This is a genomic window from Aeromicrobium massiliense JC14 (assembly GCF_000312105.1).
Lineage (GTDB): Bacteria > Actinomycetota > Actinomycetes > Propionibacteriales > Nocardioidaceae > Aeromicrobium > Aeromicrobium massiliense.
Genome location: NZ_HE978638.1, coordinates 240,386 through 255,914 on the forward strand (window position 1 = coordinate 240,386; position 15,529 = coordinate 255,914).

Below are 15,529 nucleotides of genomic sequence, written 5' to 3' on the forward strand. Positions count from 1 at the left end.
GGAAGTCGTCCAGGTAGGGCGCGACGTCGTGGACGGCGGCGACGACGGAGAAGCGGCCGCGCGGGGCGGACCCGTCCGTCACTTCCAGGCCTTCGCCAGCTGCGGCTCGAGGAACGGGCGCATCGTCTTGGTGTAGGTCGCGGTGACGTGGTGGGTGTCGTAGTAGACCAGCACGTCGCCGATGATCGGCGCGCACTCGTCGCCCGGGCAGACCCAGCCGTTCATGTCGACCAGGCCGACGCCCTCGACGCCGTCCACGGCCTCCTCGGCGTCCTCGGCCGTCCACACGGTCGAGTAGGCCTTGTCGCGGTCGACCGCGCAGCGGGTCAGGTGGTCCTCGTTGCTGCCGACGCAGTCAGGGATGTTGAGCTGCAGGCGCGGGCCGGCGGTCAGCACGGCGACGTCGATGCCGGCGTCGGTGAACGTGCGCCACCACTGCTGGACGCCCTCGATGCGGGTGCGGCGCAGCTCGTCGGCCGGCACGTCCTCGCTCTCCTGGGCGATCTTGAGCGTGTCGAGCACGGTGAAGACGCGGTCGGGCTTGAGCTCGTCGGTGACGGTCTTGACGACGTTGCGGTTCCACTCGTCGCACTCGGGGTAGTCGTCGAGCGGATCGCTGCCGTTGCGCGTGGGCGCCGCGGTGAACTCGCACGCGGACTTGGTGAACGACTCGATGCGCCAGCCGCGCGCCTTGCCGATCTCGTCCATGACCGGGATCCACTGACGGGTCTTGGAGTTGCCGATCATGGCCACGACCGTCTCACCCTCGGGGTCGCCGAAGGTGCAGGACGCCGGGTCGGTGCCCTCGATGTCCTGGTCGCAGGACCGGGTGGCCTCGTTGGCGTTGTCGTCCTCGACCTCGGTGAGCGAGGGCGCGAACGCCTTGACGGTGTCGACCGGGTCGCCGGCCGGGTTGCCGCGCGGCTTCTCGCCGAGCACCTGGGCACCCTTGGCGTCCTTGGCCACGGGCGCCTGCTCGGCCTCGATCGCGCCGTTGAGCGTGAAGCCGGCGACGACGCCGACGACGGTCAGGGCGAGGCCGGCGACGAGCGCGTTGCGGGTCGACTCCATGACCTTGGAGAAGCGGACCGGGTTCTCGATGACGTGGTGCGTCACCCAGGCGGCCGCGATCGACGCGACCGCGACGGGCAGCAGGTCCAGGGTGGACTCCTCGCCGGGCGACCAGGCCTCGTAGATGACGATCATCGGCCAGTGCCACAGGTACAGGGAGTACGACAGGCCGCCGAACCAGCGCATGACGGACCGGTCGAGCAGGAAGCCCGCGCCGCGCGCACCGGCCGCGGGGCCGCCGGCGATGACGGCGGCGGACGCGACGATCGGCAGCAGCGCGTAGTAGCTCGGCCACGGCATCGAGTCGTCCTGCAGCAGCACCGAGGCGACGATGCCGGCCAGGCCGGCCCAGGTGAGAGCGGCGGCGAGGCCCGGACGCATGCGGTTGAGCAGCGGCACGGCGATCGCGACCAGGCCGCCGAGCGCCAGCTCCCACAGGCGGGTGGTGGTGATGAAGTAGGCGGTGTCGGGCGACTCCTGGGTCCAGTAGACCGAGTAGGCGAGCGACGGCACGAAGATGAGCAGCAGGCCGCCGAACATGGCCGGGCGCATCTGAAGGTGGCCGCGACGCACGAGCACCGCGAGGAGGATGATGAGCAGCGGCCAGACGATGTAGAACTGCTCCTCGACCGCGAGCGACCAGAAGTGTTGCAGCGGGCTGACGGCGTCGTCCTCGGCCGAGTAGTCGACCGCGCGGTCGGCCAGGCGCCAGTTGATGACGTAGAAGGCGCTGGCCACCGCGTCGAACGCGGTGTCCTTCCAGCGGGTCACCGGCAGGAACAGGTACGAGGCGACCATGGTGGCGACGATGACCGTCGCCGACGCGGGCAGCAGGCGCTTGAACCGGCGCGCGTAGAACCGGCTCAGGCTGACGCGTCCGTCGCGCTCGACCTCGCGCACCAGCAGCCCGGTGATGAGGAAGCCGGAGATGACGAAGAAGATGTCGACGCCGACGAATCCGCCCGGGAGCCAGGACAGGTCGATGTGGTACAGGACGACGGTCAGGACCGCGATGGCCCGCAGACCTTCGATGTCACCGCGGAATCTCTTGCTCATCAGTGCTCTCTGTCGTCGGGATGGGCCCACGACAGCCTAACGAAGGACTCCAGGGGAGCCTCGTCCGACGGGGGCGGCGACGCTCCTAGGATGGCCCGGTGGACTCGCCGACGTTGACGCTGCTGCTCGGACCCGCCGCCTCCGAGACCCTGCCCGACGACCTCCGGGCGGAGGGGCTGGACGTCACGGCGGTCACCGTCCCCGACGACGACCCGCTGGCGCTGCGCGACGCGGTCGCCGCGGTCACGACCGAGGCCGTCGTCTTCGTGCGGCGGGCGTCCACCACCGCCGGGCACGTGCAGCGCTCCATCGCCTGGGTCCGCGGACTCGGTCTCGACACGCCCGCCGGCCTGCCGGTGCGGCTCGACCCGTCCGACGACACGTACGTCGACGCGCTGCTCGCCGCCGGTCACCCGGCCGAGCTCGTCCGCCTCGCCGGCTACTACCGCGCGGTGCCCGCGGCCGAGTGGGCCGACGTCGTCGACGACGGACGCACGCTGCGCATCGGCCTGCGCTGGCGCTGGGGAGGCTCGGCCACGCCCGAGCACGCCGACCGCACCGTGGCGCTGGCCCTGGTCGGCCGCCGCGGGACGACGCACGTGCCCACCACCTGCGTCGAGCGCGTCGCCGCCGACGGCTCGGTCGCGTGGTCGGCGTACGTCGCCGACGTGCCCGTCGAGCAGCTGAGCGGCCGCGACCGCCTGGTGCTCGACCTGACGCCGGGACGCCCCGGCCGTCAGGTCGACCTCGAGCCGACCACCGGCCTGCTGGCCAGCGCCCGGCGCATGCGGGCGTCCGGCCTTGACCTGGAGATCGCGCCCAACGCCGACGACGACCAGGTGCTCGTGCACGCCGTGCGGCACGGCGCGGCGCTGCGCCGGCTGCGCTGGGTCGCAGCCCACCTGCGCCAGGACGCCGCCTCGCTGCTGCGGCTGCGCCGCTTCACCTGGGTGCGTGCGGCGCGCGTGCTCACCCGCCCGCTGGTCGGGAGCCGGCCGGTCTGGTTGGTCGGAGAGCGCGAGGACACCGCGCGTGACAACGGCTACCACTTCTTCGCCCACCTGTGCCGCACCCGGCCGGACGCGCAGGTCTACTACGTCATCCAGGGCGGCAGCGAGCAGCGGGCCAAGGTCGAGGCACTCGGGCCGGTGCTCGTGCACTCGTCGTGGCGGCACCGCCTCCTGATCCTGCACGCGGAGGTGCTCGCGAACGCCTACTCGGTCAAGCACATGCTGCCGCGCCAGTGGCACCCCGGCGCGTACCTGAAGCAGGCGGCCTGGCGGCTCGGCGCGCGGCGGGTCTACCTCAAGCACGGCGTGAACGACAAGGTCAACATGCTCAAGCGCGGCACGGGCGGGTACGACCTGTACCTGACCGTCGGCCCGGGGGAGTCCGAGGCGGTGCGCGCGGTGTCGGGCTACGACACCCAGATCGCCGAGACCGGCCTGCCGCGGTTCGACGCGCTGACCCGGCTGGAGGACGGCACGGACGACACCGTCGTGCTGTTCATGCCCACGTGGCGGCGCGCGTTCGTCCCCAAGCTGTTCAGCGACGAGGACGTCGCGGCGATGTCGTTCGAGGGCTCGTCCTACCAGCGCTTCGTCACCGAGCTGCTCGCCGACCCGCGGCTCGCCGACCTGCTGCGCACCCACGGCGCGCGGCTGCAGTTCCTGCCGCACTACAACATGGGCCGGCTGCTCGAGGGCCTGGACGTCGTCGAGGGGGTCGAGCTCGTCGACAGCGCCACGCCGTACATCCAGGAGCTCATGCGCCGCTGCGACCTGTTCCTGACCGACTACTCCTCGGTGCACTTCGACATCGCCTACCTCGGCACGCCGCTGCTCTACACCCACTTCGACGAGGCCGAGTACCTCGAGGGCCACGCCTCGCCGTCGTGGTTCGACCACGAGCGCGACGGCTTCGGCCCGGTCGTGCGCACGGTCGACGAGACGCTGGACGCGCTCGGTCGCTACCTGGCGTCCGGCTGCGTGCGCGAGGAGTTCTACGAGGACCGGGTCAAGGCGGTCTTCACCCACCAGGACCGCGAGAACGGCGCGCGCGTCGTACGGGCGGTCGAGGAGATGGTGCGCCGCACCGCCGTGTAGGTCAGCCGGCGGCGAGCTCGGTCAGCGCGGTCGCGACCCGCTCGCCGAGCGGCTCCGCGAGCTGCAGCGTGTAGGTGCGCGTGAAGTGGTGCGAGTCGCGGAACCGCAGCGTGCCGTCCGAGACCACCGGGCACGGCGGCCCGTCGTCGCCGCACACGACGTCGTTGATCGTGACGAGCCGGGCGCGGCCCACCTCGTCGACGACCTGCTCGGCGGACGCCGTCGGGAATCGCAGCTGCGGGTCGTCGTACTCGTCCTCGGTGATGTCGCACTCGTCGGTGTCGTCGCCGTGCTCCAGGACGCACGCGGGCACGTCCTCGTCCGAGCGCGGGCCGGCGTCGAGCAGGATCGTGCCGATGCCGCGGGCGGCCAGCTCGCCGTACGCGTCCTGGAGCCCCTCCACCATCAGCTCGTGCTGCTCGTCGCCGTCGATGTCGCGGCCGGCCTTGGGCACCCGCAGCTTGTACAGCTCGGTGAAGACGGCGTCGGGCGCGAGCGCCTCGATCGCCCGGCGCGCGTTGGTGTTCCACTCCTCGCACGACCGGTTGACCTCGTCGTCGCGGCTGCCCAGCCTCGCGGCCGTGAACGCGCAGGCGGACTTGGTGATCGAGGTGATCCGCCAGCCGCGCTGCTCGCCGATCGCGTCGAAGGCGTCGACCCACTGCTCGGTCTTGGAGTCGCCGGCCAGCACGACGTGCACGCCGCCGTCGCGGTCGCCGAACTCGCAGGCCAGCACCTCCGAGCGTCCCTTGCGCTGGTGGCAGGTCTGGCCGTCGGTGTAGCGCACCTGGTCCTGCTCGGCCCGGGCCGGGTTCGGCGTCAGGGACGAGCCGGACCCGTCGGTGGGCCGGGTGGGCTCGGCCTCGTCGCCGCCCTCCCCGCCCGAGCAGGACGCGACGAGCGTCAGCGCCAGGGCCGCGACGAGCAGCCGGGCGCCACGACGAGCGGTCACCGCGCCCCACCCTGCGCCGCGCGGCGGACGTGGCCGGCGAAGTCGAGCGCGTCGCGGTTCCAGTTGTGGTGCTCCTGGACGTACGCGTGCCCGGCGGCGGCCATCGCGTGGCGCCGCTCGTCGTCGTCCAGCAGGGCGGTGATCGCGGCCGCCGCGGCGGCGGGGTCCTCGAACGGCACGAGCACGCCGCCGGCGGAGTCCTCGACGAGCGCCTTCGCGGTGGGCAGCGGCGTCGTGACGATCGGCACCCCGTGGGCCAGGTACTCCATCAGCTTGGTCAGGCGGCTGAACCGGTAGTTCGGCTCGTCGCGGACGAACGAGACGCCGACCGCGGCGCCCTCGATCGCCCGCATCGCCACGTCGTTCGGGGTGAAGCCGTGCCAGGTCAGCGCGCCATCGGCTTGGGCCTGCTCGAGCAGCACGTCGGTGCCGTCGTGGGCCGGGCCGTAGACGTCGACCGTGGCGGTGCCCTGCAGCAGGCGGGCGGTGTCGACGAGCATCTGCACGCCGCGCGACTGGGTGACCGAGCCGAGGTACACGACCCGGCGCGACGCCGGCGGCGGCACCTGCTCGGGCACCCGGGTGCTGTTGGGGACGACCGGGTGCGGCTCGTGGAACAGCGGGACGTAGCCGTCCTCGGCCAGCAGGATCGTGAACCGCTTCTCGGCCCAGTCCTGGGCGGCCTTGGCCGCCGCCCGGACGACCGGCCGCACCGGGCCGGGGATCCAGTCGCGCGACTCGACCGCACCCGGGAAGTCCTCGTGGACGTCCCAGATCACCGGGGTGTCGCCGGTGGTGCCCGCCGCAGCGATGAGCAGCTCGGGGTCGTGCAGCAGGACGACGTCGTGCTCGGGGGCCAGGCGGCGCAGCGTCGCGCGCGCCTCGCGGACGGCACCGAGGCGGCGGCGGCCCCGGGCCCGACGGACGTCCACGGCGGTGACGCCGGCCGGTGGCTCGACGCCGTAGCCGGAGAACGGGGCGGCGAACGTGACCGACATCCCGTCCTGCAGCAGGGCGGGGATCTCGCGGTGCGCGATCCGGGCGTCGCCGGGGTGGTGGACGATCGTCATGACGAGGACTCGGGTCGGCCTGCTCACCCGGCCACCCTAGTGCGCGCCACCCGGCGCTCGGCGGCGTCCCGGCGCCCCCGCTGCGTTAGCGTGCTGCCCGTGGTCCGCCTCTCGCTGCCGCGCGCCGTCGCGCACCCGGTCCGGCTCCTGCCGTTGACCTTCCTGGTGCTCGTCTTCGTCGGCACGCTCCTGCTTTTGCTGCCGTTCGCGCGCACGGGGCAGGAGAACCCGAGCTTCATGGCGGCGTTCTTCACCAGTACGTCCGCGGTCACGGTGACCGGGCTGGCCACGGTCGACACCGCGACCTACTGGACCCCGGTGGGGCAGGGCATCATCCTGGCGCTCGTCGAGATCGGCGGCCTGGGCATCGTGGCGCTGGCGACGCTGCTCGGCGTCTTCATCGGCGGACGTCTGGGGCTGCGCACCCGGCTGGTCGCGCAGGCCGACTTCCACGTGCCCACGCTCGGCGAGGTCCGGCCCCTGTTCGCCCGCATCGTCGCCACCATGCTGCTGTTCCAGCTGGTCACCTGGATCGTGCTGACCCTGCGCCTGCGCGGGGAGTACTTCGACACCTGGGGCCAGTCGCTGTGGCACGGGCTGTTCTACGCCGTGATGGCGTTCAACAACGCCGGCTTCGCGCTGGAGTCCGACAGCCTGGTCGGGTACGCCGGCGACGGCCTCATCATCATCCCGATCTCGATCGCGGTCTTCGTCGGCGCGATGGGCTTCCCGGTGCTGGCGGAGCTGCGCACCCGGTGGCGCACGCCGGCTCGCTGGACGATCCACACCCGGCTGACGGTCTGGGGGTCGCTGGGCCTGCTCGTCGTCGCCGTGGTGATGTTCATGGCGGTCGAGTGGACGAACGACGACACGCTGGGCCAGCTGCCGTTCTGGCACCGCGTGATCACCGGCGTCGAGGCCGGCGTCATGCCCCGCTCCGGCGGGTTCAACAGCTTCGACTGGGGAGCCGTGCGCCCGGAGTCGCTCGACGTCGCGACGGTGATGATGTTCATCGGCGGCGGCTCGGCCAGCACCGCCGGCGGCATCAAGGTCACGACGTTCCTGCTGCTGGCCTACGTGATCATGGCCGAGCTGCGCGGCGACCCCGACGTGACCGTGGGACGCCGCTCGATCAGCGCCGCCACGATCCGGCAGGCGCTCACCATCGCGCTGCTCGCGGTGATGCTGGTGATCACGTCCACGTGGCTGGTGCTGACCATGACCGGGCTGGGCTACGGCGCGGTGCTCTTCGAGTGCACGTCGGCGTTCGCGACCGTCGGGCTGAGCACCGGCATCACCCCCGACCTGCCCTGGAACGCCCAGCTCGTGCTCATCGTCTTGATGTTCGTCGGCCGAGTGGGCACCATTACGGCGGCGTCAGCGTTCGTCGTCCGCAGCCGCGTGCGCCGCTACACCCTGCCCGAGGAGCGACCCATCATTGGCTAGCAAGGACACGTCCCCCACCGCGCCGGTGCTCGTCATCGGCCTGGGACGCTTCGGATCCGCCGTGGCCAAGTCGCTCGTGCGGCTCGGCCACGAGGTGCTGGCGGTCGACGAGAGCGCCGCCATCGCGCAGAAGTACGCCAGCGACTTCACCCACGTCGTGGCCGCCGACACGACCGACACCGAGGCGCTGCAGCAGATCGGCGCCGAGCAGTTCCACCGCGCGGTCGTCGGGATCGGCAGCGACATCGAGGCCAGCGTGCTGACCGTGCTCGGCCTGGCCGAGCTCGGCGTCAAGGAGATCTGGGCCAAGGCGGTCAGCGGCAAGCACGCCATGATCCTCGAGCGGGTCGGCGCCACCCACGTGGTGCGGCCCGAGACGTCGATGGGCGAGCGGGTGGCCCACCTGGTGTCGGGCACCATGACCGACTTCATCGAGTTCGACGACGGCTTCGCGATCGCGCGCACCCGCGCCCCGCGCGAGGCCTGCGGCCAGGAGCTCGGCCAGTCGGTGCTGCGGTCCAAGTACGGCATCACCGTGGTCGGCGTGAAGACGCGCGGCCAGGACTTCACCTACGCGCAGGCCGACACGCTCGTGCACCGCGGCGACGAGCTCATCGTCTCCGGCGCCACGGTCAAGGTGGAGAAGTTCTGCGCCATGACCGCCGACCTGTAGGTCAGGCCTCGCCCTCGGCGCGCCGCCGCACGGCGTCGGCCAGCTCGGACCACGGGCCCTGCAGCCGGCTCTCGGGCAGCCGCGCCTCGCGCTCGTTGGCGCGGACGTCGTAGACGAACCGGTCGGGCACCCCGTCGGCGTCGAGGTCGGCGTCCCACGGGCAGGCCTCGACCAGGGGCCACCACGACGGCGCGTCGGTCTCGTCGACCTCGGCGCGCCACTCGCGGCGCAGTCCGGCCAGGCCGCCGGTGCGCACCACCGTCACCACCAGCACGGGCTCGTTCACGGGCCGACCTCCGTGAAGATCGCACGGTACGGAGGCCGGCCCGTGAGGGGTCGGACGGTGCGCTCGCTGCGCTCGCTCACGGGCCCACCTCCTCGGGCTCGACGCCGACGCCGGCCCAGGCCGCCTCGACCGCCTCGCGCTCGCGGTCGCCGACCGCCCGCGCCGCCCGGACGGTGGCCCCGGCGAACCGGGCGAAGGTCGCCGTGGACGGCAGCGCGGGGTCGGTGAGCGCGGCGAACCAGATCGGTCCGGCCGTCTGCCAGGCGAAGCCGCCGAGCGCCGTGGCCGCCAGGTGGAACGCCTTGTTCGGGATGCCGGAGTTCAGGTGCACCCCGCCGTGGTCGTCGCGGGTGCGCACGAAGTCGCGCATGTGCGCCGGCTGCGGGTCGCGGCCCAGCACGTCGTCGTCGTAAGCCGTGCCGGGCGCCGCCATGGAGCGCAGCGCCACGCCCTGCACGGCGTCGGTGAACAGGCCGGCGCCGACCAGCCAGGTGGCCTCGTCGGCCCGCTGCCCGGCCGCGTGCTGCTCGACGAGGACGCCGACGACGTCGGCCAGGGACTCGTTCAGCGCGCCCGGCTCGCCCTCGTAGACGAGCCCGGCGGTGTGCTGGACGAGGCCGTGCGCCAGCTCGTGGCCGATGACCGAGACCGACGCGGTGAACCGTCCGAAGACCTCGCCGTCGCCGTCGCCGAACACCATCTGCTCGCCGTCCCAGTACGCGTTGTCGTAGCCGCGCCCGTAGTGGACGCTGGCCGCCAGCGGCATCCCGGCGTCGTCGAGCGAGTCACGCCCGAACGCGTCGGCCAGGAGGCGGTACGTGGCGCCCAGCCCGTCGTACGCCTCGGCGGCGGCGACGTCGCCGCTGGGCGGCTCGCCCTCGGCGCGCACGGGGCGGCCGGGCAGGTCGGTGCCGTGCTCGGCGTCGCTCACGACCCGGCGCAGGCCGGACCGCGCGGGCGAGCGGCGCGGCAGCATCGTCGGGCGCGGACGCGTGGGACGGTCGAGCAGGGCCCGGCGGGCGGCCTCGGCCGCGACCGGGAAGCGTCCGGGCTCGTCGGCGGCCAGCCGGGCCAGCAGGTAGGGCGGGACGATCGCGTGGGTCATGGCGGCTCCTTCGTGCCGACGAGCGTACGTCCGAGCGCCGACACCGGCTCGAGGTGCGGACGGCAACCGCCGGGTCTACGGTCCCAGGGGCGCACACGGGGTGCGCCGTGAAAGGGGAGGCCCGTGCACCTCGCGGCCGACGACGCGTTCCGGCTGAACGCCGACTTCTTCGACTACACCATCGTGGCGCTGTACTTCGCCGTCGTGCTCGGCATCGGCGTGCTCGCCCGGCGGCAGGTGTCGACCAGCATCGACTTCTTCCTGTCGGGCCGCTCGCTGCCCGCCTGGGTGACCGGACTGGCGTTCGTCTCGGCGAACCTCGGCGCGGTCGAGGTGATGGGCATGTCGGCCAACGGCGCGCAGTACGGTGCCGCGACCTTCCACTACTTCTGGATCGGCGCCGTCCCGGCGATGCTGTTCCTCGGCATCGTGATGATGCCCTTCTACTACGGCTCGGGCGTGCGCTCGGTGCCCGAGTTCATGCGCCGCCGCTTCGGCACCGGCGCCCACCTGGTCAACGCGATCAGCTTCGCCGTGGCGCAGCTGCTCATCGCCGGCATCAACCTGTTCCTGCTCGCCACCATCGTCGAGCGGCTGCTCGGCTGGCCGCTGTGGGTCTCGCTCATCGTGGCGGCCGTCGTCGTCCTGTCGTACATCACGCTCGGTGGCCTCTCGGCGGCGATCTACAACGAGGTGCTGCAGTTCTTCGTCATCGTGGCCGCGCTGCTCCCGCTGACGATCGTCGCGCTGCACAAGGTCGGCGGCTGGGAGGGCGTCAAGGAGAAGATCCAGCCCGGGCCCGAGCAGCTCTCGTCGTGGCCCGGCACCGACCTGACCGGCATCCAGGACCCGGTGCTGTCGGTCATCGGCCTGGTCTTCGGCCTCGGCTTCGTGCTCTCGTTCGGCTACTGGACGACCAACTTCGTCGAGGTGCAGCGGGCCATGGCGTCCGACTCGCCCTCGGCCGCCCGTCGCGCCCCGATCATCGGTGCCTTCCCGAAGATGTTCATCCCGTTCATCGTCATCATCCCGGGCATGATCGCCGCGATCATCGTGCCGGAGATCGCCGCGCTGAAGGGCGGCGACGAGGCCGGCGCCGGGGGAGCGACGTACAACGACGCGCTGCTGCTGCTCATGCGCGACCTGCTGCCCAACGGCATGCTCGGCGTCGCCATCGCCGGTCTGCTCGCCTCGTTCATGGCCGGCATGGCGGCCAACATCTCGGCGTTCAACACCGTCTTCAGCTACGACCTGTGGCAGCAGTACGTGAAGAAGGACCGCCCGGACGGCTACTACCTGGGCGTCGGTCGCGCCGCCACCGTCGGGGCGACGGTCATCGCCATCGGCACCGCGGTGATCGCGTCCAGCTACGACAACCTGATGGACTACCTGCAGACGCTGTTCGGCTTCTTCAACGCGCCGCTGTTCGCCACGTTCATCCTGGGCATGTTCTGGAAGCGGATGACCGCGACCGCCGGCTGGGTGGGCCTGGTCTCGGGCACGCTCGCCGCCGTCCTCGTCGCGATCCTCAGCGACGGCACGCTCGGCGGCCTGAGCGTCGGCGTGCTGCCGCTGTCGGGCCAGGGCGCGAGCTTCGTGGCCGCCGGCGCCGCGTTCGTCGTCGACATCGTGGTCAGCGTGATCGTGACGCTCATGACCCGGCCGCGCGAGGAGTCCGAGCTGCGCGGGCTGGTCTACTCGCTCACCCCGAAGGAGGACTTCGCCGACCCCGACGAGAAGAGCCTCCCCTGGTACCAGTCGCCGACGAAGCTCGCCGGCATCGCGCTGGTCATCGTCATCTTCCTCAACGTCCTCTTCCGCTAGGAGCCCGCCATGGCACAGACCAAGACCGCAGGCGCCTTCGACGTCCGCTACATCGTCGCCGCGCTCATGGGCACGTACGGCGTCATCCTCACGATCCTGGGGCTGGTGAACACCTCGGACGCCGAGCTGGAGGCGGCCGACGGCTTCAACGTCAACCTGTGGGCGGGCCTCGGCCTGCTCGTGTTCGCCGCGGCGTTCGCGGCGTGGGCCAGGCTGCGTCCGCTCGTCGTCCGCGAGGTCACCGACGAGGAGCGGGAGGCGGCGGGGAGGCCCACGGACGACCGGTAAAGTTCCGGCGGTGAGCACCCCCGAGAACTCGTACCGCTACGACAGCACCCTCGCCGCCGACATCGAGTCGCGCTGGCAGGACCGCTGGGACGCCGAGGGCACCTTCGAGGCGCCCAACCCGACCGGCGACCTCGCCGGCGACGTCAGCGACGAGCGCTTCCCGGCGGGCAAGTTCTTCATCATGGACATGTTCCCGTACCCCTCGGGTGCGGGCCTGCACGTCGGCCACCCGCTGGGCTACATCGCCACGGACGTCGTGGGGCGCTACCGCCGCATGACCGGCCACAACGTGCTGCACGCGCTGGGCTACGACGCCTTCGGCCTGCCCGCCGAGCAGTACGCCGTCCAGACCGGCCGGCACCCGCGCGAGACGACGCTGGAGAACATCGGCACGATGCAGCGCCAGCTGCGCCGCCTGGGCCTGGCCCACGACAAGCGCCGCTCATTCGCCACGATCGACCCCGAGTTCGTGAAGTGGACGCAGTGGATCTTCCTGCAGATCTTCGAGTCCTGGTACGACGTCGAGCAGGGCAAGGCCCGGCCGATCAGCGAGCTGGTCGAGAAGCTGGGCACCGACGACCCCGCGGTCATCGACCAGCACCGTCTGGCCTACGTCAGCGAGGCCCCGGTGAACTGGTGCCCGGGCCTGGGCACCGTGCTGGCCAACGAGGAGGTCACCGCCGACGGCCGCTCCGAGCGCGGCAACTTCCCGGTGTTCAAGCGCAACCTCAAGCAGTGGAACATGCGCATCACCGCCTACGCCGACCGCCTGGTCGACGACCTCGAGCGCGTCGACTGGCCCGAGCCGGTCAAGATCATGCAGCGCAACTGGATCGGCCGCTCGCACGGCGCCCGGGTGCGCTTCGACCTGTCGGCGACCGGCGACGCGGTCGAGGTCTTCACCACGCGTCCCGACACGCTGTTCGGCGCCACGTACGTCGTCCTGGCGCCCGAGCACGAGCTGGTCGAGCGCATCACGACGTCCGCGTGGCCCGAGGGCACGCAGGACGTCTGGACCGGCGGCGCGGCGACGCCCGCCGAGGCCGTCGCCGCCTACCGGGCCAAGGCCGCGGCCAAGACCGACGCCGAGCGCCAGGAGGACCGCGAGAAGACCGGCGTGTTCACCGGCGCCTACGCCACCAACCCGGTCAGCGGCGAGTCCGTCCCGGTGTTCGTGGCCGACTACGTCCTGACCGGCTACGGCACCGGCGCGATCATGGCCGTCCCGGCGCACGACGCTCGCGACTTCGAGTTCGCCACCGTGTTCGGCCTGCCGACGCCGCGCGTGGTCGACGGCGAGGGCGACCTGCCGTTCACCGGCGACGGTGTCGCGGTCAACAGCGCCAACGACGAGGTCAGCCTGGACGGCCTGGCCGTCGCCGAGGCCAAGGCGCGCATCATCGCCTGGCTGGAGGAGAAGGGCCGCGGCACCGGCACCACGACCTACCGCCTGCGCGACTGGCTGTTTAGCCGCCAGCGCTACTGGGGTGAGCCGTTCCCGATCGTCTACGACGAGCACGACCGTCCGGTCGCGCTGCCCGAGTCGATGCTGCCGGTCGACCTGCCCGAGGTGCCCGACTACAGCCCGCGCACGTTCGAGCCCGACGACGTCACCAGCGAGCCCGAGCCGCCGCTGGGCCGCGTCCAGGAGTGGGTCCACGTCGAGCTCGACCTCGGCGACGGCCCGAAGAAGTACCGGCGCGAGACGAACACGATGCCCAACTGGGCCGGCTCGAGCTGGTACGAGCTGCGCTACACCGACCCGCACAACGACGCCGTCGTCACCGACCCGGCCAACGAGGCGTACTGGCTCGGCCCGCGCGGCGAGGGCGAGACCGGCGGCGTCGACCTGTACGTGGGCGGCGTCGAGCACGCGGTGCTGCACCTGCTGTACGCCCGCTTCTGGCACAAGGTGCTGTTCGACCTGGGCCACGTGAGCAGCGAGGAGCCGTTCCACCGGCTGTTCAACCAGGGCTACATCCAGGCCTACGCCTACACGGACGAGCGCGGCGCCTACGTGGCCGCGGCGGACGTCCAGGAGCGCGACGGCGGGTACTTCCTGGGCGACCAGGAGGTCCGGCGCGAGTACGGGAAGATGGGCAAGAGCCTCAAGAACTCCGTCACGCCCGACGACATGTACGAGGAGTACGGCGCCGACACCCTGCGCGTCTACGAGATGAGCATGGGCCCGCTGGACGTCTCGCGTCCGTGGGAGACCCGCGCCGTGGTCGGCTCGCAGCGCTTCCTGCAGCGGGTGTGGCGCCTGGCCGTCGACGAGGAGACCGGCGCCCCGCTGGTCACCGACGAGCCGGCCGGCGCGGCGACGCTCAGCACGCTGCACCGCACCATCGAGGGCGTCCGCGCCGACATGGACGCGATGCGCTTCAACACCGCGGTGGCCAAGCTGATCGAGCTGACCAACCACCTGACCCGCGAGGGCGTCCGCTCGCGCGAGGTGCTGGAGCCGCTGGTGCTGATGCTGGCCCCGCTGGCGCCGCACGTGGCCGAGGAGCTGTGGACCCGCCTGGGCCACGAGGGCTCGCTGGCTCACGTGGCGTACCCGGCGTTCGACGCGTCCCTGGTGGTCGAGGAGACCGTCACCTGCGTCGTCCAGGTGCAGGGCAAGGTGCGGGCCAAGCTCGAGGTGGCTCCCTCGGCGACCGAGGACGAGCTGACGGCGCTGGCCATGGCCGACGCGAACGTCCAGCGAGCCATCGACGGCCGTGAGGTGCGCAAGGTCGTGGTGCGGGCGCCGAAGCTCGTCAACGTGGTGGTCTGATGACCGTCGCCCTCGTCACCGACTCCACGGCCACCCTCCCCGGTGGCCTGGTCGAGCTGGCTGGGGCGACCGTCGTGCCGCTGCACGTCGTCGTGGGCGCCGAGACGCACCTCGACGGCACCGTCCCGTCGGCGATGGTGGCCGACGCGCTGCGCCACGGCGTGCCGGTGAGCACGTCGCGGCCCAGCCCGGAGCGGTTCGCCGACGTCTACGCCGAGGCCGCGGAGGCCGGTGCCGACGAGGTGGTCTCGGTGCACCTGAGCTCGGGGGTCTCGGGCACCTACGACGCGGCGCTGCTCGCCGCCCGCGAGGCCCCGGTGCCGGTGCACGTCGTGGACTCCACGCAGGTGGGCATGGCGGTGGCGTTCAGCGTCCTAGCCGCGGCCAGGGCCCGTGATGCGGGAGTGAGCGCCGAGGAGGTGGCCGCCGCAGCCGAGCAGGCCGGACGTGCGTCCACGTCGCTGCTGTACGTCGACACGCTCGAGCACCTGCGTCGTGGCGGACGCATCGGCGCGGCGTCCGCGCTGCTGGGCACGGCGCTGGCGGTCAAGCCGCTGCTGACCATCGCCGAGGGGGAGGTGCGGCCGCTGGAGAAGGTGCGCACCGCCTCGCGCGCGATCGCCCGGCTCGAGGCGCTGGCCGTCGAGGCGGCCCGTGCGTGCGCAGGCGGCTGCGACGTCGGCGTGCAGCACCTGGCCGCGGGGGAGCAGGCGCTCGCCGTGGTGGAGCGCCTGCGCCGCGAGCTCGGCCGCGACGACCTGCTGGTCACCGAGGTGAGCCCCGTGCTCGGCGCCCATGTGGGGCCCGGGCTGCTCGGCATCTCCATCACCCCGTACTGACCCGCGTCCACCGCGCCGACCGCCTCGCGGGCCGT

Annotated in this window: 12 protein-coding genes; 7 read left to right on the forward strand and 5 right to left on the reverse strand. The window is 72.2% G+C overall.

Annotated elements, in window-relative coordinates:
* Window positions 1-78 precede the first annotated feature (78 nt).
* Complete coding sequence (locus HGAM_RS19480; protein ID WP_019146109.1) at window positions 79-2,127, reverse strand: acyltransferase family protein; 2,049 nt, start codon at window positions 2,125-2,127, stop codon at window positions 79-81.
* 98 nt (window positions 2,128-2,225) lie between these two features.
* On the opposite strand from HGAM_RS19480, the gene HGAM_RS13910 reads away from it, so the two are divergent.
* Window positions 2,226-4,232, forward strand: coding sequence for a CDP-glycerol glycerophosphotransferase family protein (locus HGAM_RS13910; protein WP_019146110.1), 2,007 nt, complete (start codon window positions 2,226-2,228; stop codon window positions 4,230-4,232).
* A gap of 1 nt (window position 4,233) precedes the next feature.
* Here HGAM_RS13910 and HGAM_RS13915 read toward each other — a convergent pair whose 3' ends face one another.
* Both HGAM_RS13915 and HGAM_RS19485 read right to left on the reverse strand, forming a co-directional pair.
* Complete coding sequence (locus tag HGAM_RS13915) at window positions 4,234-5,184, reverse strand: SGNH hydrolase domain-containing protein (protein ID WP_019146111.1); 951 nt, start codon at window positions 5,182-5,184, stop codon at window positions 4,234-4,236.
* Window positions 5,181-6,281, reverse strand: coding sequence for a glycosyltransferase (locus HGAM_RS19485; protein ID WP_147543760.1), 1,101 nt, complete (start codon window positions 6,279-6,281; stop codon window positions 5,181-5,183). The genes HGAM_RS13915 and HGAM_RS19485 overlap by 4 nt, the downstream gene beginning before the upstream one ends.
* 72 nt (window positions 6,282-6,353) lie before the next feature.
* Between HGAM_RS19485 and HGAM_RS13925 the strand changes: the two genes are divergently transcribed.
* Both HGAM_RS13925 and HGAM_RS13930 read left to right on the forward strand, forming a co-directional pair.
* Window positions 6,354-7,700: a TrkH family potassium uptake protein gene (locus tag HGAM_RS13925; RefSeq protein ID WP_019146113.1), complete on the forward strand. Its 1,347-nt coding sequence runs from the start codon at window positions 6,354-6,356 to the stop codon at window positions 7,698-7,700.
* Window positions 7,693-8,373, forward strand: a complete 681-nt coding sequence (locus tag HGAM_RS13930) for a potassium channel family protein (protein ID WP_038951840.1) — start codon at window positions 7,693-7,695, stop codon at window positions 8,371-8,373. The genes HGAM_RS13925 and HGAM_RS13930 overlap by 8 nt, the downstream gene beginning before the upstream one ends.
* Before the next feature lies 1 nt (window position 8,374).
* On the opposite strand, the gene HGAM_RS13935 is transcribed toward HGAM_RS13930, so the two are convergent.
* Both HGAM_RS13935 and HGAM_RS13945 read right to left on the reverse strand, forming a co-directional pair.
* Window positions 8,375-8,659 carry a protealysin inhibitor emfourin gene (locus tag HGAM_RS13935; protein WP_019146115.1) on the reverse strand — a complete coding sequence of 95 codons (285 nt, stop codon included), beginning with the start codon at window positions 8,657-8,659 and terminating at the stop codon, window positions 8,375-8,377.
* 76 nt (window positions 8,660-8,735) lie between these two features.
* Window positions 8,736-9,764 carry a M4 family metallopeptidase gene (locus HGAM_RS13945; RefSeq protein ID WP_019146116.1) on the reverse strand — a complete coding sequence of 343 codons (1,029 nt, stop codon included), beginning with the start codon at window positions 9,762-9,764 and terminating at the stop codon, window positions 8,736-8,738.
* A 123-nt stretch (window positions 9,765-9,887) separates the two neighbouring features.
* On the opposite strand from HGAM_RS13945, the gene HGAM_RS13950 reads away from it, so the two are divergent.
* Genes HGAM_RS13950 through HGAM_RS13965 form a run of 4 tightly spaced genes read left to right on the forward strand, consistent with a single transcriptional unit; the run spans window position 9,888 to window position 15,494 of the window.
* Window positions 9,888-11,588, forward strand: a complete 1,701-nt coding sequence (locus HGAM_RS13950; RefSeq protein WP_019146117.1) for a sodium:solute symporter family protein — start codon at window positions 9,888-9,890, stop codon at window positions 11,586-11,588.
* A gap of 9 nt (window positions 11,589-11,597) precedes the next feature.
* On the forward strand, window positions 11,598-11,876 hold the full coding sequence (locus HGAM_RS13955) for a hypothetical protein (RefSeq protein WP_019146118.1): 279 nt from the start codon (window positions 11,598-11,600) through the stop codon (window positions 11,874-11,876).
* Between the two features lie 10 nt (window positions 11,877-11,886).
* Window positions 11,887-14,655: a leucine--tRNA ligase gene (gene leuS, locus HGAM_RS13960; RefSeq protein WP_019146119.1), complete on the forward strand. Its 2,769-nt coding sequence runs from the start codon at window positions 11,887-11,889 to the stop codon at window positions 14,653-14,655.
* Window positions 14,655-15,494, forward strand: a complete 840-nt coding sequence (locus tag HGAM_RS13965; RefSeq protein ID WP_019146120.1) for a DegV family protein — start codon at window positions 14,655-14,657, stop codon at window positions 15,492-15,494. The genes leuS and HGAM_RS13965 overlap by 1 nt, the downstream gene beginning before the upstream one ends.
* The last annotated feature ends 35 nt before the right edge of the window (window positions 15,495-15,529 follow it).